At 57.9% G+C, this 21,614-nt stretch carries 19 protein-coding genes and 1 pseudogene; 6 read left to right on the top strand and 14 right to left on the bottom strand.

Annotation, left to right across the window (positions count from 1 at the left end; all coding sequences use genetic code 11):
* Position 1 precedes the first annotated feature (1 nt).
* The 10 genes from VVT58_RS24105 to VVT58_RS24060 form a co-directional block, all read right to left on the bottom strand.
* Positions 2-925, bottom strand: coding sequence for a catechol 2,3-dioxygenase (locus VVT58_RS24105; protein WP_352000211.1), 924 nt, complete (start codon positions 923-925; stop codon positions 2-4).
* A gap of 18 nt (positions 926-943) precedes the next feature.
* Positions 944-1,768 (bottom strand): alpha/beta hydrolase, encoded by an 825-nt coding sequence (locus VVT58_RS24100; RefSeq protein ID WP_352000209.1) that lies wholly within the window; start codon positions 1,766-1,768, stop codon positions 944-946.
* Between the two features lie 70 nt (positions 1,769-1,838).
* On the bottom strand, positions 1,839-4,301 hold the full coding sequence (locus tag VVT58_RS24095; RefSeq protein ID WP_327753242.1) for a TonB-dependent receptor: 2,463 nt from the start codon (positions 4,299-4,301) through the stop codon (positions 1,839-1,841).
* A 71-nt stretch (positions 4,302-4,372) separates the two neighbouring features.
* Positions 4,373-4,678, bottom strand: coding sequence for a non-heme iron oxygenase ferredoxin subunit (locus VVT58_RS24090; RefSeq protein ID WP_327753241.1), 306 nt, complete (start codon positions 4,676-4,678; stop codon positions 4,373-4,375).
* A 68-nt stretch (positions 4,679-4,746) separates the two neighbouring features.
* A complete protein-coding gene (locus tag VVT58_RS24085; RefSeq protein WP_327753240.1) occupies positions 4,747-5,877 on the bottom strand; it encodes an amidohydrolase family protein in 1,131 nt (376 codons plus the stop codon).
* Between the two features lie 20 nt (positions 5,878-5,897).
* The gene (locus tag VVT58_RS24080; protein ID WP_327753239.1) at positions 5,898-6,554 is read right to left on the bottom strand and encodes a glutathione S-transferase family protein; all 657 of its coding nucleotides are present in this window, start codon (positions 6,552-6,554) and stop codon (positions 5,898-5,900) included.
* Between the two features lie 9 nt (positions 6,555-6,563).
* Positions 6,564-6,914, bottom strand: a complete 351-nt coding sequence (locus VVT58_RS24075; RefSeq protein WP_327753238.1) for a hypothetical protein — start codon at positions 6,912-6,914, stop codon at positions 6,564-6,566.
* On the bottom strand, positions 6,911-8,122 hold the full coding sequence (locus VVT58_RS24070) for an aromatic ring-hydroxylating dioxygenase subunit alpha (protein ID WP_327753237.1): 1,212 nt from the start codon (positions 8,120-8,122) through the stop codon (positions 6,911-6,913). The genes VVT58_RS24075 and VVT58_RS24070 overlap by 4 nt, the downstream gene beginning before the upstream one ends.
* 16 nt (positions 8,123-8,138) lie before the next feature.
* Positions 8,139-8,486, bottom strand: coding sequence for a hypothetical protein (locus tag VVT58_RS24065; protein WP_327753236.1), 348 nt, complete (start codon positions 8,484-8,486; stop codon positions 8,139-8,141).
* A 5-nt stretch (positions 8,487-8,491) separates the two neighbouring features.
* Positions 8,492-9,706, bottom strand: a complete 1,215-nt coding sequence (locus VVT58_RS24060) for an aromatic ring-hydroxylating dioxygenase subunit alpha (RefSeq protein WP_327753235.1) — start codon at positions 9,704-9,706, stop codon at positions 8,492-8,494.
* A gap of 449 nt (positions 9,707-10,155) precedes the next feature.
* On the opposite strand from VVT58_RS24060, the gene VVT58_RS24055 reads away from it, so the two are divergent.
* Entirely contained in the window at positions 10,156-11,883 is a 1,728-nt protein-coding gene (locus VVT58_RS24055) for a sigma 54-interacting transcriptional regulator (protein ID WP_327753234.1), read from the top strand.
* Between the two features lie 111 nt (positions 11,884-11,994).
* Here the strand turns inward: VVT58_RS24055 and VVT58_RS24050 are convergent, their stop codons facing one another.
* Entirely contained in the window at positions 11,995-12,564 is a 570-nt protein-coding gene (locus VVT58_RS24050; RefSeq protein ID WP_327753233.1) for a recombinase family protein, read from the bottom strand.
* Between the two features lie 138 nt (positions 12,565-12,702).
* Here VVT58_RS24050 and VVT58_RS24045 point away from each other — a divergent pair.
* Positions 12,703-14,317: pseudogene (locus VVT58_RS24045) on the top strand (DUF4158 domain-containing protein); the annotation flags it as partial.
* A 242-nt stretch (positions 14,318-14,559) separates the two neighbouring features.
* On the opposite strand, the gene VVT58_RS24040 reads toward VVT58_RS24045, so the two are convergent.
* From VVT58_RS24040 to traA, 3 genes are all read right to left on the bottom strand, one after another.
* Positions 14,560-14,835, bottom strand: a complete 276-nt coding sequence (locus tag VVT58_RS24040; RefSeq protein WP_327753228.1) for a WGR domain-containing protein — start codon at positions 14,833-14,835, stop codon at positions 14,560-14,562.
* Between the two features lie 83 nt (positions 14,836-14,918).
* On the bottom strand, positions 14,919-15,635 hold the full coding sequence (locus tag VVT58_RS24035) for a DUF6118 family protein (RefSeq protein ID WP_327753226.1): 717 nt from the start codon (positions 15,633-15,635) through the stop codon (positions 14,919-14,921).
* Between the two features lie 9 nt (positions 15,636-15,644).
* Entirely contained in the window at positions 15,645-18,761 is a 3,117-nt protein-coding gene (gene traA / locus VVT58_RS24030; protein WP_327753225.1) for a Ti-type conjugative transfer relaxase TraA, read from the bottom strand.
* Positions 18,762-18,935: 174 nt separating this feature from the next.
* Between traA and VVT58_RS24025 the strand changes: the two genes are divergently transcribed.
* The 4 genes from VVT58_RS24025 to VVT58_RS24010 are packed head-to-tail and all read left to right on the top strand — an operon-like array spanning position 18,936 to position 21,469.
* Positions 18,936-19,265 carry a conjugal transfer protein TraD gene (locus VVT58_RS24025; RefSeq protein WP_327753224.1) on the top strand — a complete coding sequence of 110 codons (330 nt, stop codon included), beginning with the start codon at positions 18,936-18,938 and terminating at the stop codon, positions 19,263-19,265.
* 37 nt (positions 19,266-19,302) lie between these two features.
* Complete coding sequence (locus VVT58_RS24020; protein WP_327753223.1) at positions 19,303-19,524, top strand: conjugal transfer protein TraD; 222 nt, start codon at positions 19,303-19,305, stop codon at positions 19,522-19,524.
* On the top strand, positions 19,521-19,808 hold the full coding sequence (locus VVT58_RS24015; RefSeq protein ID WP_327753222.1) for a hypothetical protein: 288 nt from the start codon (positions 19,521-19,523) through the stop codon (positions 19,806-19,808). Before VVT58_RS24020 ends, VVT58_RS24015 begins: the two co-directional genes overlap by 4 nt.
* Before the next feature lie 2 nt (positions 19,809-19,810).
* Positions 19,811-21,469: a type IV secretory system conjugative DNA transfer family protein gene (locus VVT58_RS24010; RefSeq protein ID WP_327753221.1), complete on the top strand. Its 1,659-nt coding sequence runs from the start codon at positions 19,811-19,813 to the stop codon at positions 21,467-21,469.
* Positions 21,470-21,614: the final 145 nt, after the last annotated feature.

The raw sequence follows: 21,614 nt of genomic DNA, 5'->3' as shown, positions 1-21,614 counted from the left end.
ATCAGGTGTTCACCGTCATGAAGCGGTCGTTGAGCGCCTTTTCGTAGTAGAAGATGGCCTTGCCAGCGCTCTCTGCCTGCCACATGCGCTGCGGATTGTCCGGATAATAAATGTAACCGCCGCTGAAGGTTTCGTTGCGGTTGCCCGAGGGATCGAAGAAGTAGATCGTCTGCCCGCGGGTGATCCCGTGACGGGTCGGCCCGATATCCAGCGAAATATCGTAGCGGCTGATGATGTCGGCCGCATGGCCGACGTCGTGCCAGGATTCGAGATTGAACGAGGTGTGGTGGATCTTGCCGTCTTCGGGATAGCCTAGGAAGGCGACATCATGGGCCTTGTTGCTGCAGCTTAGGAAGATGCCAAGACGCGCACCACTCGCCTCGTCGACCAGTTCCTCTGTCACCGAGAAATCAAGGGCATCGACGAAGATTTTCGCCGAGGCGGAGATGTCCACGCCGTTGAGCGCGCAGTGATCGAAACGGGTGGCGCGCATGCCGCGCGGTTCGACTTGCCAGACGTCCGGGTTCTTGGTGGCCGGGCCATTGGCAGACAATTCCATCTCGGCATAGAGTTCAAACACGTGCTGGGTGGGCGTGTTGAAGCGGATCTTGCGGCCTACGCCGGGGTCCGACCCGGCCGCGATCACATCGACATGGACGCCGCTATCAAACAAGCGCTCGGCGAAATGATCGAGGTCGGCATCCTTCGCGACCTTGAAGCCCATCACATCCATGCCCGCCTGATCGGCCTCGCGAAGGATAATGCTGTGCCGATCGAATTCGTCGAACGCCTGGAAAAAGGCCCGATCCCCCTCGCGATTGACGAAGTTTAGACCAATCCGGTCGCGGTAGTGGATAATGGCCTCGTCCAAGTCCAGAACCCTGAGCTGGACATAGCCAGGACGAATTACACCAGTCAAAGCCATGACGAATCTCCTCTCCGATCAGGCCTTGAGGCCATGCTTAAAGAACTCGGCAACCATCCGGTTGAAACTTGCCATCCGCTCGATCTGCACCCAGTGTCCGCATTCGGCGAACAGGTGCAGATCGGCCCGCTGCATCAGCGTGGCCAAGCGTACGGTGGAATCGAGCGGGATCACCTGATCGGCAATCCCGTGCAGGATCAGGGTCTCGTGCGCGATTGCGGCGATGTCCTCCTCGCGGCTGGCGAGCATCGCCACGTTGGCCTGGCGGTCGGCGCCGCCGAACGTTGCATGATAGGGTTCATGTGCTTCGGGCCGGGCGCTGGCGACATAGCGCGACTGGATCAGATCCTCCGTCAGGCGGCTGTGATCCCAGGCAAGGTACTTGAGCGATTCGCGCATGGCCTCAACTGACGGCACGTAGCCCCAAACCTTGTCGAGCGCAGGAGTAATCGGAAAGTTGAGCCCTGCAGGCCCCATCAGAACGGCGCGTTCCACCCGATCGGGGTGGGCAATCATGAATGCCAGCGTGATCCCGCCACCGAACGAGTTGCCGACCATCGAAATCTTGTCGATGCCCAATCCGTCGAGAAAACTGGCGAGCTGATCGACCCAGACCTGCTTGTCTTCGATCCGGCCCTTGCTGTCCGAATAGCCGAAACCGAACATGTCGGGCGCGATGACCCGGAAATCCTGAGCAAGAACCGGAATGTTCAGGCGCCAGTTGGCCCATGCAGTCACGCCAGGCCCGGAACCATGAACCAACAGGACCGGATCGCCCTCGCCGACGTCATGATAATTGGTCGAGCTTCCGCCGATGACGAACGAATTGGCGATTTCCGGCATTGGCTTACTTACTATTTCCACTGAGTTCATCATAACAGTCGAGCCCCTATAATGGTAAAAGATCCTCCGCTCAGAATTCATGCCTCACTTTTAAAAACCATTCTCTCGGCGGCGAATAAGAGGCTATTGTTGTTCCAATCGTTATAGGATCACTGAAGCCACCCCTGATAAACCGCTTATCAGTAATGTTCGTAACACCAGCAGTCAGCTTCGTCTTATTATTTGGAAGCGTGAAGGACGCACTGGCTCCAAATATGCTAAATCCAGGTTGGTATAGCAATGGATTGTTTGCCGCATCTCTAAATGTCGACGACTGATACGAACCATTTCCATTAAGCACCAACTTTCCACTTCTTCCGTCATATACTTCAGCGTTAATTGCAAAGGACCCAGTCCACTCCGGGACAAAAGCAAGTCTGCTATCAAGGTTAACTCCAACGGCATTGGGGGCCACGGACCGATAATAAGCATCTAGATATCCGACCCCAAAGCTAACTCGAAGCCAATCGACAGGCAATATGTCCCCTTCAGCTTCTAGCCCCTTAAACCGCGCATCCCCAGCGTTACGAAGTTTCGGCCCCAATCCTTCCTGAACAACAATCTGAACTGACGAATAGTCCGAAATAAAGGCAGCCAGATTAAGGCGTAGGTGACGGTCAAGAAGAAACATCTTAAGGCCGGCCTCATAGCTTTCCACAAATTCCGGATCAAAAACAGGTGTGACAGGTTCAGCTGGGAAAACACGCATCACAAACCCGCCACTCTTGAACCCTTTTGAATAGGAAGCATAAGCGAGAACATTATCGTTGATTTTATAGTCTACCGAGAAGGACGGCGTCCATTCTTTTGCTACCGTTTTGACTTTCACCGCCGGGAGAACCTGTGTTCCGCTAGGATTGAGCACAGGATCGGCGATGCATGCCGGGGAGATCGGTTGTGGAACGCTCGAGATCACACAACGGCTAAGTGTGGCGTATACCCCATCCGGAAACCCCGGGAATACACCGGAGGTATAGTCAACAGTAATTCTTCTGTCAGACGGATCATACGTCTTCGTTTCCTCTGTATAGCGAATGCCGGGCGTAACAGATAATCGCTCAGTGACTTTTACAGAAGCCTGAGCATACGCGGCATAGCTATCGTTATCGACTTTTCCTCCAGCTACGAAATCAGCAAAGCCAAAATCCCCAGGGTTCTTTTCTTCACCCTTTTCTTTAAGATAATAGACCCCTGATGTCAGTTTCACCGTGTCATGAAAAAGGCTACCGTTAATTTGGATTTCTTGTGAGAATTGATGAATATTTATATCCTCAATTGACTGCAGGACCGGTAGGGGAGAGCCGTCTAGATCATAAAAAAAGTTAGACTTTTGATCTCTATATGACGAAATTGACTTAATTGAGATATCCCCGACATCCCATTTTAGGGTCATGTTTAATCCCCAAAGATCGAAGTTTGATTTATTTTTCGCATTAGACCATGTCGTGTCTATATCACTCGTAACCCACCGGCTCGTTACACAAGAGGGATTTGACGGAGGGGCAAGCTGTCCGTCCGCACCGCAACTCGATCCTGACCTAACCTTATTCCACCAGTATATCGCACTTGGCGCAAATGGATTAAATGTTGGAGAATCGTTGATAGCTAAGAGCGTGTTTGCAGCAGACTCTTCACGGCGAATATTGACGTCAGCTGCCAAGATGGCAGATAAATTAGGGGTTGGATCCCACTTGATAGTAACTCGGCCTCCAAAACTATCCTTATTCCCTTGGCGCCCGCCATCAAGCAAGCGCCTCATGTAACCGTCACGCGTTTCGTAAGAAGCCACTGCACGGATCGCCATCGTATCAGTCAGCGGTACATTAATAACCCCACGCACATCTGCCCGGTTAAAACTTCCCGTTGCCGCTTCGACAGCCAGTTCAAACTGATCGGATGGAAGCTTCGAATTTACTAGAATAGCACCCCCAATCGTGTTTTTACCAAACAGCGTTCCCTGTGGACCGCGCAATATCTCGACACTTTCAATATCGGCCATCTCTAAAAGAGCTCCGACGGATCGAGCCATGTAAACGCCGTCCACGTATACCCCAACACCGGGGTCCGAGGTAATCTGAAAGTCGGTCTGGCCGACACCTCGGATGAAGGCGGTAAGCGATGCGCTACTTCCGGAAAGATTCGCTACGGGCTGTAGGTTAACATTGGGAGCGAACTGCCCTACCTCAGCAACATTGGAGATATTTCTATTCTCAAGCGTCGCGCCCGTTAGCGCAGTAACCGCGATCGGGGTCTCCTGTAGATTCTCGCTCCTTCTCCGAGCGGTCACGACGATATCGCCCAACTCTACGCCACTCGAATTTGGGTTGCTTTCATTTGCCTGCAGCCGTGTCGGGGAAATAGTGCTTGAAACCTGCGCAAATGCGGGCTCGGTTAGAATCACCCCGTACGCGATTAGCGCAGATAGGCTAGCGCCTTTCATCGAGTAACGTTTGGTTGACCCCCTCGTCGGCAAGCTACGTTCATAACCTCTCATGATTTCTCCCTCTCTCTCTCTCTTTTAGCGGCAGGGTACTTTGGGAAAATACGCCGACCGTAATTAGGCTATTATAATATTACGAATACACAATCATCAGATACCTTAACCACATACGTAGTAATGGGCTTAACACACGGTGACTTTAACGGCTTCCCGGTTGGAACATGGAATACTCCATAGTGAAAAGGGCATTCTACAGTTTCACCCTCAACGAATCCATCTGATAGGGACGCTGGACCGTGGGTGCATGTGTCGTCCGTGACATAGAAACACCCACCTATATTGTAGACAGCGACGTCTAAATCTCCGACCAAAAACCTTCTTACATCACCTTCCTTGACGTCAGACGTTTTACATATTTTAATAGCATCCATATTAATGATACCTGATTGACTATAGCTTACTTCGTGGAGGTGAAGCCTCTAATCGCAGGACTAGGGAACTAGATTCTAAAAAGCTTCTCAGCTGCTCGCCCAAATATTGCATCCTGGCGATCTTGGGATAACTGCTGGGTCGTACCTCTGGCTACGTCCAACGCTCCGGGGATCGCATCCCAATGAGGCATGTCGGTTCCCCAAACAAACCGGTCACCATAAATGTCGACAAGATAGGGAACACTTGTCTCGTCCGGCTCCATTCCAATCCAGCACTGCCTTTTAAAGTAATCGCTCGGCAACATCTTTAAGGGAGAACGATCTGCAACTCGGGCGAACTTTTGATCTGCTCGCTCTAAAGCATGGTGAATCCAACCGGCACCCGTCTCGAGTAGCAATAACTTGAGATTCTCATGACGATGAAACACTCCTCCTTGGAATAACTGTGCGAGGGCTCCCTGCACATCAACAACAACTGCGCAACTTTCCATGTAAAGTAGGTAGCGGTCGTCGGTGATACCGTCTTGGTCTCCAGTGACCCACTGACTGCCGAAAAAGTTCTCGTTTAAGGCGGGATGAAAAATAGCGGGCAGGTCGACCTCCTCAAGTGCAGACCATAAAGCATCGTATGACTGGTGCCAAAACCCTTCGCGAGTGAGAGGAGTTGCGAACAAGAGGATGCCCTTGGCCCCCATAGCAGCGACCCGACGGATTTCCTTGACACCTTCATTCACATCAAGAACCGGGACAAAGCCGATCGGAATAAGTCGCTCTCGATCACTGGAACAAAAGTCAAAAACCCAATTATTATAGGCGCGAGTATAAGCGGCGTTGATCTCAACATCCTTAACTTCTGATCCCCAAATAAGACCAGCGCTTGGATAAATCAGTGTTTTACTAATTCCCTCTTCGTTCATGAACTTAAGACGCTCGTGCGGGTCGTATGCACCAGGGGGGCCGTCGAAATATCCGAAGGCTCCAACGGTTCTTAGCTTCTCGTATGGCTGTCCCATCCCGGCCGAAAAGGGGCCAACACCGAAGGAATACGGCGATGGTTTGCCGTCGAGAATCATGTAATCCACCCCTTTATCAGTGCTACAGAAGCGAATTGCACGATCACGATATCTTTGTTCTAGGTAATCTTCCCACAAACTCCTTGGTTCAAGGATGTGGCCATGAGTGTCGATTACGTTAGGCATAATGAATTTACCTCTTCGAATTAAATGAGGTTCGATGACCTTCCCGCCGACATATCCTGTTGGAACGACAATTCAGATTTCCAAGCAGGCCTATTCGAGAGTGTGGCAAGCCATTGAACAATAGAGGGGTAGCCACGGAGATCGATACCCAGATGAAATCCAATCGGAACGATAGCGCCAACAGCGATGTCGGCGATTGAATATTCTCCGGCGAGGAAACCGCCACTTCTCTTAAGAGCGTCTTCCAGTATCTGCAGTTTGTACTGATATTGAGTCTCGGCTGCCGTCGTATTATCCTCTTGAGCACTCGACACTGCAAAATAATAGGAAAGGAAACTTGGCTGAAATGTGGAAGCCTCCCACGCAAGCCATTGCTGTGCAATCGCCCGGCAGCGCAGGTCGTCGCTAATCAGCGCAGCGCGCGTATCCGCAAGGTATCGGAGAATAGCGGAGGATTCCCATAACAGAAATCCGTTGTCATCTATAGCAGGCGTAACTCCATTGGGGTTAATGTCTTTCTTAAATGGTGTTTGACTTGGTCTGAGGTCCCTTTCCCGATTAAGATCAATGATCTCAAACGCTTCGCCGATCTCCCTTAACGCGATGGATACCTTTGCTGCATTGCGCGACCCCCCCATTGTATCGTTCGTGGGAAGAATGTGATAAATCTTAATCATAAGAAATCCTTACTGATCGAGTACAAACTTCACCCTGTCGAAATCATATGCGCCAGGTTGATCAACTCGATCCCAAAGCTCCACAGAGTGCGACACTTCCATCAGCGAACGCATCATGTTCAGGAGCGCTTTTGCTTCTGGAGGAGGATCGTTCAGGTCGACAGAATTAAGATACTCAATAGCTTCATCGCCCCGCGACATCATTGCATCGTAGAACGATCTCAGATCCTGGAGACTGCTGCTAATCCGTGCTTGCTGCCGCCGAGAAAGCGGTTCAACATTCCATTTCTCAACGTAGGGTTCTAATTCACCGAACTCCGCAGGAAGACTTCTGGAGGGTGTCTCAGCATTCATGGTCATTTCACTCCCTCGGTGATAGCTTGCTCGATGACCTTGTACCCATGGCGGACGCACACTTCCTGATCTGACAAGTGCATGTGCGACATGACTCCCGACTCCAACATGCGCTGGGTATTTTCCAGTGTGATGAGATCTTCACGCTGCACGTCCCTGGCAAAAGACTTTGAAAATTCCAACGCAATCCTCTCTCCCGCGTTGCTGGGGGGAATGACGTAGTGGTCAGTCTGCCAGAGGGTCTCGTTGGACGAGATTGGCCAAAAGTGATAAGTGACAAAGTGAAAAACACGCATCGGAGCTAGGTAGAAATTAGGAAAGATTGTATATGCATCGAATGCCCAGTTGTCGATCCGTTCAGGGTTAACGCCGGGGGGAAGCGAATCATTGTCAAGAGGCTTGACCATCGCTGAGAATACGCCATCCACGTACTTCAGAAGAATCTCTTCGGTGCGAGTGAGGGTGGGATTAGGGTTCGACTCAATCGACATCATTCGGTGTCGCGGGAAGAGTTTAACTACAGGCAGATGGCACAAGGGGTTGTTGGCCCCGGTGAGGGCATCTGGATAGTTTTTTCCGTGAAGAAACGGCGCGTGATAAGCTTCGACGAAAGCATCCAAAACCACTTTCCAGTTTGCCCTAACCTTAGCTTCGTAGCTAGCGACGTGGTTACCTTTGGAGAAGTAGCCGTCAAATTGCCCCTGGATCTCTCCAAGCCAATCGGAAAGGCTTTCCCGAGGCGCCGCGTTCACGAAGATGAGTCCCTCCCAAACCTCAGTTGCAAGCGGGGTCATGCCGTTTGCACATTTGTCGAAGTCGAAGAACTGGTCCTCGTCAGGCACAATGACGAGTTCACCCTTGGTGTTATACGTCCACCCATGAAAGCTGCAGGCAAATCCTTTGACAGAGCCCTTTTCCCGCCCCGGGCCGACCAGCTTGTTGCCGCGATGCTTGCACATATTGTGAAAAGCACGGACAACGCCATCCTGCCCGCGGACGACGATCACTGACGTTCGAAGAATATCGAGCTCACGGACAAAATAGTCACCGGGGCGAGGGATTTGATCTTCACGGCCGAGATTGAGCCACGAATGTGCAAATACATGCTCGCGCTCCTGCTCAAAATGTTCAGTCGAGATATTCGGTGTGATTGACAACGGCTCGGTGCCGAGTCCGAAGGCTACGCTCATGGGCGTTGGGCTCTGAATATTCATAACGATGTCTCCTGTTTTAGATTATGCCGCCAGCCAGCTTGATGACCAAACGCTCGGGCTCGAAGGCTTCGGGCAGATCGGGCTGTTTCCATAGTTCAACAGCGTGCGCTACCTCCATGAGAGAAAATGTTAGATGCATAAGGCTAGTTTCCCTTTGCGGCATATCTTCCAAAGGAAAGTTATTAAGATGTTCGATTATTGCGGGAAGTCGAGGAGTCATCCTTTCGTACATTTCCACGAGTTCGGCGTAAGGCGCACGAATACGTGTGATGTAGCGTTCCTGCTCGGTGGCAAGCAGCCATTTTGAGCAAAAGACTTCCAAATCTGAAAACTCTGGCGGAAGCTGCATAAAACTTGTAGTCATTTCTTCTATCCTTGAATATTCGATATTGCTTCAGCAATAACATGGTATCCGTGTCGGACGGCTATTTCTTCATCAGACAGTGCCATGGTGTCTAAAGATCCTGAAAGTAAAGTCTCCTGTGTTGTCTCTAGGGAAGATAGGTCCTCCCTTACTACACTAATTGTCATTTTTGCAGTAAGGTCCTGGTTAAGAAGTTCTGCAGCGGTTTTAGGCTTGTTCCAGTATAGTCCAACTTCCCATCTAGTATGCTCGACAGATATAGGCCAGAAGTAGTAGATCAAAAGCATTCCATTGGCCCAAGGGGCAAAGTATGAGGTAGGGAACAGAATATTTATGTCAAAACCCCAGCTCGGGTCTTTTGTCGGGTTAATTCCCGGAGGAAGTTTCGCGATATCTGCTTTTAGAGCTGGGAACACTGGTGCCTTAATATGGCGCGCTATCAGTTTTTCAACCGGAGACGGCTCATACTCTGGATTGGCAGGCAGTGAGAGCATGCGATGTTGGTTGAACAACTGAATGTCCAGGACATGGCAAAGCGGGTTGTGCTCGCCTGTAATCGCATCCGGAAGCGTCTTGCCGTGTATGAATGGCACATGGTATCCCTCGGCGAATGCATCGAGAAATATCTTCCAGTTCACTTTCACGTCGCTCGACATGTGCGCGAAGCAATGAAGGTCGCGGAAATATCCGCCAAACTGTGAATAGCGCTCGCCAAGCCATTCTTCAAGTGATCGAGTCGGATCGATACTGACGAAGATAAAACCTTCCCATATCCCGATATTGACTTTGGGTAGCCCGCGCTCCGCTTTGTTGAGACCTGCGAACTTGTCCTCGTCCGGGACGATCACGAGATTCCCTTTGAGATCGTAGGTCCAGCCGTGGAAACTGCATGAGAATCCCTTGGCACGACCTCCATGGTGATTGGAACAAACGAGCTTGTTCCCACGGTGTTGGCAGGTGTTGTGAAAGGCAGAGATCTCCCCGTCATTCGATCTTGTAACGAGTATCGAGGTTCGAAGGGTCGGAATCTCCTTCACAAAGTAAGAGCCCGGCTCTTGGACATCTTCGACTCGACCTACCATTAGCCAAGACCTGCGGAATACCTCTCGTTCTAACTCGAAGATCTCGGCAGATGTATTCACGCTGACAGGTATATTCTCCCTACCCAACTCTGGATAACGTTCTTGAAAGCGAAGGTGTGAAGCCACGTTTGTACTCATGAAAACTCTCTCCTGTGTGTGTCTATTCGGGTTATTAGCCAACGTACTCCCATGCAAATAATATATATAGCCCGTCTTCTCAGGATAAGTGGCTCTTAGTCATTGCATCTCTCCTTATCGTGGTCCCCCTTCTCAGATATCACTCTGCACTTGGGAATATTAGCACTCCCAGTGGCAGGAAGCATGAATCGTGCCAACTCTCCTCTCTGGGCAACGCCCGGAGACGTTCAACCCTGAACTTTGCCACTCAGGGATAGCTTCTGATGCTGCAGAGCGCTACGTATCCGCCAGAGTTTTGCGGGCTTCCGCTTCGCGATGGATGGCAAGATAATTGATGCCACCGTCGTGCCTGCACCCAGGCAACGGAAAACCGAGGCGGGCAAGGCAGCGATCCAAGAGGGCGGATCTTGGAGAGCGGCGGTTGAAAATTATGCAGGAAACGCAAAATTGTGCTTGATCGGTGTAAATCTGAATGGCACACTACCCCTAAAGCGCAGCCTCTTTCTTTGGCACCCGTTGGAGATGGCAATTTCGACATGAGAGTAGACAGGCCAGAGATAAGTGTTGCATCGGAACTTCGCTTTGACTTTAATCGAGGGTCGATAGAATTTGCTGATAATAGGGTAGCAATTCTGCATTTAAGCCTATACAGTAAGATATTGTCGAATATTGTGAGGATCTTCGGTGAGCGGGCGGCGAAAGAAGTATTCGTCGGTATCGGCATAGACGAAGGCTCGAAATATAAACACGGATCTGACGCGCTCTTTCATAATGCTTTAAACCTATCAGATATACTCAACCTCCATAAAGTAGCTGGTTTATCATGCCCTGAACTATTATCGCTTTCATCTAAAAATGGAGAAGACTTCTTTTGCGAGTTGATTTTACGAAACTCTTTCGAAGCTGAGGCATTTAAAAGATCATGTGGATTCTCTACTTATCCAGTATGTAATATACAGGTAGGCCATCTTAGCGAGCTCGTATCCAATTGCTTCGGTCGCGATATTACCTTTGTGGAAGTTTCATGCGAAGCTATGGGCGCAGACGAATGCCGGGTGATTGGTAAGGAGAGTTCAAGCAAGCATGATTTGGTCGGGCCGCCTCAAGAGGGGCGACGGGTGCAGCCCGGCGAGCAGGCCGCTGTCAAAGGATCTGGGATAGTAGGTTCTTCGACTCATCTGAGGTTGTTGATTGACCACGCTCGGAAGGCTGCGGTGACTAATGCTTCGATCCTGATTACGGGCGAAACAGGGGTAGGGAAGGAAGTTCTGGCCCGCGCAGTTCATTCACTGAGTGCGCGTAGTGGCAAGCCTTTCATTGCTGTTAACTGCGGTGCGCTTCCCAAGGATCTTATTGAAGCTGAGATGTTTGGCGTGGCAAAGGGTGCATATACCGGAGCCGTTAGTGCGCGGCCTGGCAGGTTCGAGCGAGCAAATGGTGGCACGCTGTTTCTTGATGAGGTAGGCACATTGCCGATGGAATCACAGGTCAAGCTGCTCCGTACCCTAGATGGCGGAATTATCGAGCGTTTAGGAGACCCAAGTGAGCGGCATTCCGATGTGAGGGTTATTGCCGCAACCAACGTCGACCTGCTCGGAGAAGCTCGCGCTGGACGCTTTCGGTTGGATCTCTATCAAAGATTGGCGGTGTTTCCAATCCACATCCCGCCGCTACGAGAAAGGCGAGAAGATATTGAGGCTCTAATCGATTATTATCTCCCGCAGCTGGCTGAAAAGCTTGGTAAACCAGCAGTGAAGATTTCTAATGAAGCTGCAGAATATCTGAAAATGTGCGAATGGGAGGGAAATGTTAGAGAACTAAAAAATAGAATAGAGCGGGCAATTATATTGGCAGATAGAAATTCAAACATTGAGTTATGCCATGTAGCATATATAGAAGATCAATATAGAAAAACTGATAAACGTGTTTTTGATAAACCATCCGTCACAAATAAAAACCTTACTTGTGATCTTGATAATATTAGAGTTAATCAATTCATTGAACTATTAGATCACTTTGGCTCAATGAAAGAGATTGAAAATCATGTAGTCAGCGCAGCCCTCGATTATGCAAAAGGTAATCGCGGTCATGCTGCAAAACTGCTCGGAATTACGAGAACTCAAATTAACTATAGGTTGCGCAATACGGCCAGCTGGACACCCGCAAAAACCGGCTAGGTGAAGGGAGCGTTGTGCTGATGGCGCAAGGACCGAGGCGCCGGGTGCTTTATTGGGGTGACTACACGAAAGTGAATTTTACGTACGCCAAGGGAGAACGGGTGGCGAACATCAGGCTTGGGTGTTCGCGGCGGTCTGTTCGAGCGCCTTGTAGAGGGCGGTTTTTCCAATTTTCACGCGCGCAGCGGCCTCGCGCACGGTTAGGCCTGCCGCGATGTGCGCCCGCGCCTTTCGTAGTTTGTCGGGTGTGACGACGGGGCGACGACCGCCCTTACTGCCACGCTCGCGCGCCGCACGCAGGCCCGCCTGGGTGCGCTCTCGGATCAGATCGCGCTCGAACTGCGCGAGGGAACCGAAGATGTTGAACACCAGCATTCCTCCCGGCGTGGTGGTGTCGATATTCTCGGTGAGCGATCGGAAACCGATGCCGCGCGCCGCCAGCTCGCCGATTTTCTCGATGAGATGGCTCATCGAGCGACCGAGCCGATCGAGCTTCCACACCACGAGCGTATCGCCGGTGCGCAGATAGGCCAGCGCTTCGGCAAGACCGGGCCTGTCGGTCCTGGCGCCTGACGCCTGATCGTCAAAAACACGTTCGCACCCCGCCCGCTCCAACGCGTCCTGCTGGAGCGAGAGCTTCTGGTCCGGCGTTGAGACCCGCGCATAGCCGATCAGCGCCACGGGCCGCCCCATTGTGTCCGTTTTCCCATCATCATGCGATCTTGTCCGAATCGCCATCGAAGGTCCAGAGTTGACGGACACATTCCCGGTGGCCGTCCAACGGACGTCTGACGGACAGCGACATGGAGGGGTTCGACCTTGGCCAGAAGACACCTGCTAACCCGCGAGATGCTTGCGGGCCATTATGATCCGTCGCTCGATGAACGCGAGATCGCGCGCCACTTCACCTTGACCCGTGACGACCTCGAACTGATCGCATCCCGGCGTGGCGACGCCACCCGCCTCGGCTATGCGATGCTGATGCTGTATCTGCGCTGGCCGGGGCGTGTGCTGGAAGCCGGCGAAGCGCCGCCCATGCCGATCCTCGCGTTCGTGGCCCGTCAGTTGGATGTGTCGCCCGCATCATGGCGTGACTATGCCCGCCGCGACGAAACGCGGCGGACGCACCTCGTCGACCTGTCGCGGCGATTCGGTCATCTCGTTTTCAGCCGCGCGGATTTCCACGCGCTGGTCGCGTTCGCCATGCCGATCGCGCAGACCTCACCCAGCCCTCGCGGCTTGCCGGCATCGTCATCGACGAGATGCGACGCCGGCGATTGCTGCTGCCACCTGTGACGGTGGTCGAGGCTATCGTGCGACGAGCGCGGCAGCAGGCCGGGGATCTGGTCCATGACGTGCTCGCCGGGGATCTCGGCGATCCCGAACGCGCGGCGCTCGACGCTCTGCTGTCGCGGCGCGACGACAAAAGCGCGACCTGGCTCTCATGGCTGCGCAACCCGCCGCTATCACCGGCGCCGCGCAATGTCCTGCGACTGATCGAACGGCTCGACCATGTTCGCGCGCTGGGCCTTGCGGCCTCGCGTGCCGCGACGATCCCGCAGACGGCGTTCGACCGGATCGCCGACGAAGCGGCGCGCATCACCCCGCAGCATCTGGCGGAACTCCCCGACCGGCGCCGACATGCGATCCTTGCCGCTGCCGGCATCCGGCTTGAGGAAAGCCTGACCGATGCGGTGCTGACGATGATGGACAAGCTCCTGGGGAGCATGATGCGCCGAGCCGAAAACCAGACCAAGGACAAGGCCCTAGGCACGATCCGGTCACTTCAGACGCAACTTCGCCTGCTCACCGGCTCGTGCCGGGCCTTGCTCGACGCGCGGGCGCGGGGTGTCGATTCGCTTGCCGCCATCGGTTCGATCGACTGGGAAAGGCTGGGAACGGCGGTCGTGGACGCCGAGCTGCTGATCGCGCCGGAAACGATCGACCGCACGGCCGAGCTGATCGAGCGGCAGCGCTCGCTGCGCTCCGTGATCGGGCCGTTCCTCAACGCCTTCGAGTTTCTCGGTGCCGGTCCGGTGCAGGGGCTGCTCGATGCGGTCCGCCTCGTGGCCGACATCTATCGCACCGGACGCCGCCGCCTGCCCGACAAGCCGCCGCTTCGCTTCGTGCCGCCGTCATGGCGGCCGTTCGTGCTGCGCGACGGCGCGGTCGTCCGCGCCGCCTATGAACTGTGCTGACCCAATTGCGCGACCGGCTGCGCGCCGGCGACATATGGGTGGCGGCGAGCCGCCAGTATCGTGCCTTCGACAGCTATCTGCTGCCACCTGCAACCTTCGATGCGATGCGCGCGCGAGGACCGCTGCCGCTGGCGATCGACACCGATTTCGACAGCTTCGTCGCCGGTCGCCGCGCCAGTCTCGACACCGCGATCGAGCGGGTGACGATCCTCGCTCGTCAGGGAGAGCTGCCCCAACCGACATGGCCCGAGTCTTAGCGTACGTTTTTGTCCATCCTCTCACCGGACCCCAAGGAGATGATGCTTGGCGAGACGGCGACTGGTGAGCCTGGAAATCTGGGCGGGGCATTTCCGTCTCAGCTAATATGCGCCCGACACCGCCCTTTATTGTGCGTCCGGGCCTTCATCATTCCAGTCCGCTACAGCTGGCGTCCAACCGCGAGCAATGATAAACGCCATTGCTCTGGGTCGATCGCGTACTAAGAACGATCAAGCTGACGATAGGCGACGCCGATCCTTCCTTTGGCGGTACCGCGCCGACGCAAGGTGGCAGCGATATGGCGCTCGGCCGTCGCCGGATCGGCAAAGGCGTGTCGCTGCGCCTGGCCGGCTGCGCCGATCCGCCCCCAGCAGGTTTCGACGATGATCATCCCGAACAGGTCGAGGGTAACCGTAATGCTGTAGCGCCGCCGGATATTGCGCGCCGGGTCGATCGCCACCAGATCGATCGGATCAGGAAGACTAGCGCCTTGCATGGCACAACCTTACAAAATCGCATCTGCAAAGTCCGATGATTTATCTGAATCATGCGCACGCGATTGATTCACAAAACCGATGATCAGGGCTTGTCGCCGGTCTTCACTTCGATCGTGCAGCGCACCGCCTTCTCGGACTTGGCCGCCTGTTCGCGGCAGCTGTCGATCGTCTCACGGTTGTCGCGCACCAGGCTGGCGGCGGCGACGATCGCGCGCCACCCTTCCGCATTGGCGGCGCGCATCATATGCTGCCCTGCATCGAATGCGGTGGGTTCGCCCAGCACGCGCGTCGCCACCTTCTCGGGCCATTGCCAGCGCGCCGGCGCGAGCCGCGCGATCGGCCCCGCCAACACCGCATAAAGGAGCAGGCCGAGTACCAGACCGCCGCCACCGAACAGATAGACGCGGCGGTCCTGGTCGTCGGCATGGCGCGCCGATCGGATGATGCTGCGCAGATCGTTGACCGTTCCGTCCAGCGCCGATTGCGACGACTGGGCGTGGCTGCGCAGCATGTTCACGCTGTCGGCGACAGCGGCGTTTAAACGACCGCCCATAGTCTCGGGCGTGAGTCTCATCACCGGGCTTTTGCCGATGCCGTCGACCTGGTGGACCAGCGCCACCAATATCTTCTCGGTGCGCGCCAGCGTCGGCTCATAATCGGGAATGTCGATCGACTCGCGCGCGGCGGTCAGACCCTCGATCGCACTGCGCAGCAGCGACACCTCGCCACGCAGCCGCTCGAACGCCGCTGCGGGATCGTCGCCGGCATGGGGTTCATCGCGATAGTCGTCCTCGTCCATCCGTCTCTCCTAGCGGCTCATGCCGCGATCCCGGCTGATGTCGAGCTGCTGCACCAGCTCGACGCCGATCGACCTGCCGCGCGCAATCTCCATCTGCAGCCCCAGCTCGCGCGAGCGGCCCTTGAGCAGCGATTCCACCTGGGGATCGCGCTCAAGGCCCTTCGCCATGCCCTGCATCGCCTTGCCCGCCTTCTCCGCGCCGGCATGGTCGCCGGCGCGCTCGGCCGCGCCGCGCTGATGGCGAAGGCCCTGCCAGCGTTCCACGAACCGATCGGCGCGCACGTTCGGATCGGCTCGCACCTTCGCCTCATGCGCCATCGCGTCGATCATCGGCCCGCTGCGCCCCGCCGCCGCGTCGCGGACCAGGCCGGGATTGCGCTCGGCCGCCGCGATCATGTCTCGAGACGATCCCGGCCGGATTTGCTCGAGCGCGCCCCGCGCGTGCTCGAGCGCCACTTTCTGATGTTCGAGCACCGGCGCGCCCTTCTCATGCGCCTGGGCGATCGTCTGCGCCGATCGCGCCACCCGCTCGACGGCACGGGCGTAATCGCGGTCCTGGGTGCGGTCAGCGCTGCGATCGGCGGCTTGTCCCCGCGCGGGCGTCCGCGCGACCGACAGCTTCAACCCGTCGAACATGCCGCGTTTGGGCTTGTCGCCCTGGCCGCGATCGGTCGCCGGCGACGGCCGCTCCGATGCGGGCCGGAAACCGTCGAACATGCCGCGCCGCCGCGGCCCCTCGCCCGCGGCCGTCTCCTCGCCGCGGTCGATCTTTCGTGGATCCTCGCGCTCCTGGCGCGACGATCCACGCTCGGCTGCGCGCTGGTCGACTCCGGCCCTCTCAGGCGGTTCCGCGAAGCGGATCTCGCCCGACAGCCCCCGCCGATCGGCGAAGGCACGAACCTCGGCGTCGCGGTCCACCGGATAATCCGACGCCATATCCTTCGCCCGCTCGCGGCTGAGCGTGCGGGTGAGCTGGCGCTGATCGGCGAAGTCGTCGCGGCCGTAATGGAGCTGGACGCCCTCCCGATGCCGCGACAACCCCACATAGGCGGCGTGGCGGTCCATCCCCGGCGTCGCCAGCACATGCGCCTGATCGACCGTTACACCCTGCGACTTGTGAATGGTAGCGGCATAGCCGTGATCGACATGGGCATAGTCCTTGAGGTCGAATGCGACGCGGCGGCCATCGTCGAGCCGCACCGCCATGCTGCCGGGGGACACCTTCTCGATCACGCCCAGCGTGCCGTTCTTCACCCCAAGCCCGCGCTCGTTCTTGAGGAACATGATGCGGTCGCCTTCGGCGAAGTCGCGGGCGCCCCGCTCTGTCGACACGCTCACGTCCTCCCCCAGCCCCTGTCCTGAGCCTGTCGAAGGGTCGCCGGCGTCGCGCAGCCGATCGCGCGCCGCCTCGTTCAAATCGCGGACCTCGGCATTGGTGTGGGTGAGGATGATCCGGCTCTTGTCCGGATCGGCGCGGCGCTGCGCGTCCCAGCGGTCGATCAGCTCGGCGCGGGCCTGCTCGCGCGTCTCGGCCGCGTGGACCATGCCATGCTCGGCATAGACATGGATCGCCTCGCCGGTCCTGCCGGTGGCGAGCGCCTTGGTGGCGTCCTTCTGCCAATCCTCATGCTGCCGGCGAACCTCGCTGATCTCGGCCGCGCCGTGGCGCTCGGCAAGGCTGCGGAACGCCGCGCCGGCCTCGATCGCCTGCAACTGCTCGGCGTCGCCGACCAGCACCACCTTGGCCCCGGCGCGCTCGGCCTCACCTAGCACGCGCTCCATCTGGCGCGTGCCAATCATGCCGGCCTCGTCGATCACCAGCACGTCGCGCGGGCCTAGCAGCTCGCGGCCCTGCTCCCACTGATATTCCATGCTGGCGATCGTGCGCGACTGGATGCCGGAACCGCCTTCAAGCCCCTCGGCCGCGATGCCGGACAAGGCCGCGCCGCGCACCTGATAGCCGGCGCGCTCCCATTCGTCGCGAGCGACTCCCAGCATGGCCGATTTGCCGGTGCCGGCATAGCCGACCACGATGGCAATATCCTTCTCGCCGATTATATGCGCCAGCGCGGCTTCCTGCTGGCCCCCCAGCACTAGGCCCTCACTCCCGGCGGTGGGCCGTAAGGACTGCTCCATCGCCGGGAGACCATGCCCGCCCCGATCTGCAAGCCGATCGGCCACACGCTCAAGCCGGTTCTCGACCGCGATCATGTCGCGGGAGGTAAAGCGGTCCTCGCCCTTCCCGTCCGTCCCCAGCGCCACCAGCTCGGGGCTGGTCCGCACCGCGCTCATCGCTTGGTCGAACTGCTCCTTGCCGTCGCTGTGGCGGTGGACGAACATGGCGAGATCGCGCCGGGTGAATGTCGCTTGGCTGCGCGTGATCGCGTCCAGCGCGATCTCCGGCCTGGCGATGATCTTCTCGCCATTGTCGCGGGCGATGCGCAGATGATCGTCGGCGCGCTCGGCATCCTCACCGCGATCCAATCGGCGCGACCCTGCAGGGCCGATCTTGTGCTGGGGCTCAAGCTCGATCCCCTGCGCCTCCAGGGTGCGATGGTCGATGCGCGCATCAATATCCAGCTCGGCCAACCGCTCGTTGACATGATCGGCCCAGGCTTCCCGCCAGCCCTGCAACAGCTCGGTCCGATTCCAGTCGCGGACCTTTTGGCCGAAGCCCTCCGGCCCGACCTCGCGCATCGACAGCATGACATGGGCGTGCGGCTTGGGACTGCCATCCTCGGCATAGTCCCAATGCACGTTCAGGTCCGCGACCATGCCGCGATCGACGAACTGCTTTTCGACGAATTCGCGGGCGAGCTGCACACCCTGCTGCTGGTTCAGCTCGCGCGGGATCGAGAACTCAACCTCGCGGGCAAGCTGCGCGTCCTTGCGCTTTTCTCCCGCCTCTACCTCGTTCCACAAGGTCGTGCGATCGTTTAAACGCTCCGGCGCACCCTCCGGCAACATCACCTCCGAGTGGATAACACCCGCCTTGTTGCTGAAGTTGTGATCGCGTCCAAGCCGCTTGTCGTACAGCTCGGAGGCGGAACGATACGCCGCGCTCGCAACGGCGCTCGATCCGTTGGCGCGGCTGATGATCTTGGCCGAGAAATGATAGATCGCCATGACGGCTGCTATACTGCCTTTCTGAGTGCACGTCGGCAACGACGTATAAGCGCGCACTCACACTCTCTGCCGTTCCTGTGACTGACTTCGCGGCATTTTCGGTTGTGGTCCGTTCCCTCTCACGCCGATCGTGCTACGCTGCGGCTCGCGATCCTGGGCGAGAGGGAGAAGACTATGCGCAAGGCGCGCGACTATGATGCGGAGCTGAAAGCGCTGGGCGACAAGGCCAGGGCGTTGAAGGCCCGCAAGGTGCAGCAGCTTGGCGAGCTGGTGGCGGTGACGGGAGCCGATGCGCTCGACATCGAGACGCTGGCAGGCGCGCTGCTCGACGCCGTGGAATCGAACGATGCGGAAGAAAAGGAGGCGTGGCGCGCGAAGGGCTCGGCCTTCTTTCAGCGGCGCGGGCGCAAGCCTGTCCCGAGCCAGGTCGAGGGGGCTGGCAAAGGCGATGCGGACAACGGCGGCGGCACAAGCGAAGCTGGCGCAGGCGGTTCGCAGGGCTGAGGCCGGGCAGCGCCGCACCGATACGAGAGGCTGGGTCGTGCAACGCCGCGAACGCACCCGTCACCTGATCGAGCTGGGTGGCCTCGTCCAGAAAGCCGGCCTGGTCGATCTCGCCGACGATGATCGCGCCACCCTCTACGGGGCGATGCTCGAACTGGCGGGGCGCGCCCAGGGCGACGATGCCGGTGACGTGTTGGCGCTCTGGAAGCGGCGGGGCAAACGCGCGTTCGACGCGGAAGCGGAAGAGAGGATCGAATGAGCGGGCTCGACATTGACGCGATCCGGCGCGAGGTCCGCGCGCTCGACTATGTGCGGGGCAGCTCAGCCGAAGCCGCCCTATGGCGCGAGGACGATGCCGACGCGCGCGCCAATCTCGCGATCGAGGGCATGGCGCTCGAACCTGACGACGATGCGCTGTTCGACATGCTGCGCGAGGAAGCTGTGCCCCCTCCCCTCGCCACCGCGATCGTCCTCAAGCTGCTCGGCCATCCCGACGCCGATCCGGCGCTGGCGATCACGCCGCTGGCCAGCAAGGCGTCCTGACGATGGAATGGCTCCGCCAGCTCGTCCGTGCGATCCGCAAACTGACGCGCATCGTCCGCGCGGAGCCGATATGGGCGATCACCGCCCTTGTGGTCAGCCCGATCCGGCTGATCCGCCACCTGTTCAGCGTGGCGATCCTGTTCCTCATCACCGGCCTGGTGCTCGGGCTCGGTATGAAGCTCGTGCTCGGCTCGCTGCTCGGCCTGCCCCACGATTCCAACATCTATCAGACGGTGATGATGCTGACGGCGATCGTCGTCATCCTCGTCGCCCTGCGCGCGCTCTTTCAGCCGCTCATCATGCGCTATGGCGGCCCGGAAGGCGACGCGACCCACGGTTCGGCCCGCTTCGCCACCGATGCCGAGACGCGGCCCCTCGCCGGCGACGCCGGCCTGCTGATCGGCCGCGACAGCCGCTCGGGGCGCCTGCTGCGCTATTCCGGCCCGTCGCATCTGCTGACGATCGCGCCGACGCGCACCGGCAAGGGCGTGGGCACGATCATTCCCAACCTGCTCGACTATCCGGGCTCGGTGATCTGCATCGACCCCAAGGGCGAGAATGCCCGCATCACCGCCCGCCACCGCGCCCGGTTCGGCCTGGTCCATATCCTCGATCCGTTCGACGCGACCGGCCTGCCCGGCGCGGCCTTCAACCCGCTCGAACGGATCGACCCGGCCGGGCTCGATCTCGCCGACGACTGCATGACGCTCGCCGATGCCCTGGTTTATGATCCGCCCGGCGAAGCCGGCGAGGCCCATTGGAACGAGGAAGCCAAGGCGCTGATCGCCGGCATCATCCTTGCGATCGTCACCAGCGAGCCGCCCGCGACGCGCAACCTCGCCACGCTGCGCGACCGGCTCACCCTCGCGCCGCAAGCCTTCGCGGCGATGCTGACCGCCATGCAGGGGCAAGGCGGCCTCGCCGCCCGCGCCGCCAACCGCCACCTGGGCAAGTCCGATCGCGAGGCCGCCGGCGTGCTGTCGGCCGCGCAGCGCCACACCCATTTTCTCGACAGCCCGCGCATGACGGTCCTGCTCGGCCACTCGGATTTCAGCTTCGCCGACGTGAAGGCGAAGACCACGACGGTCTACCTGGTGCTGCCGCCCGATCGGCTCTCCACCTATGCCCGCTGGCTGCGCCTGATGCTGGCCCAATCCCTCACCGATCTGGCGCGCGCGCCCGCCTCGGGCGGACAGCCCGTGCTGTTCCTGCTCGACGAGTTCGCGGCGCTCGGCCGGCTCGATCCGATCGAACGCGCGATGGGCCTGATGGCCGGCTACGGCATCCAGCTCTGGCCGATCCTGCAGGACGTTCACCAGCTCCGCGCGCTCTACGAACGCCGCGCCGGCACCTTCCTGTCCAATGCCGCCGTGTTGCAGATATTCGGGGTGAACGATCACGACAGCGCCAAGCTCGTCTCCGATCTGCTGGGCCAGGAGACGGTCGTGTTCGAGACGATGAGCCGCGCCCTCGATTCCGAGCAAAGCGGCATCTCGTTCGGCGAACAGCATGTCGCGCGGCCCCTCCTCACCCCCGATGAGGTCCGCACGCTGCCCGAGGACCGCGAGCTGCTGTTCCTGTCGGGCCAGCGGCCGATCGTTGCCACCAAGCTGCGCTACTATGCCGATCGCGAGTTCGCCGGCCGGTTCGATCGCGCCTGACCGCAGCGCGGTCGTGCCGGAGATCCTCGCGGCCGTTTAAACGGCTTCGCTCTCGATCCGATGGCTAAGTGATATACACATGGCATCTTTATGCTATCGCCGAACAACATTCCCGGCGTGCGCCGGCGCAGCATGGGCGACCTTG

The sequence above is a fragment of the Sphingobium sp. SJ10-10 genome (genome assembly GCF_036038995.2).
Taxonomy (GTDB): domain Bacteria; phylum Pseudomonadota; class Alphaproteobacteria; order Sphingomonadales; family Sphingomonadaceae; genus Sphingobium.
Note: the sequence above shows the minus strand (reverse complement) of the source record. Positions and strands in the feature narration are given on the sequence as shown.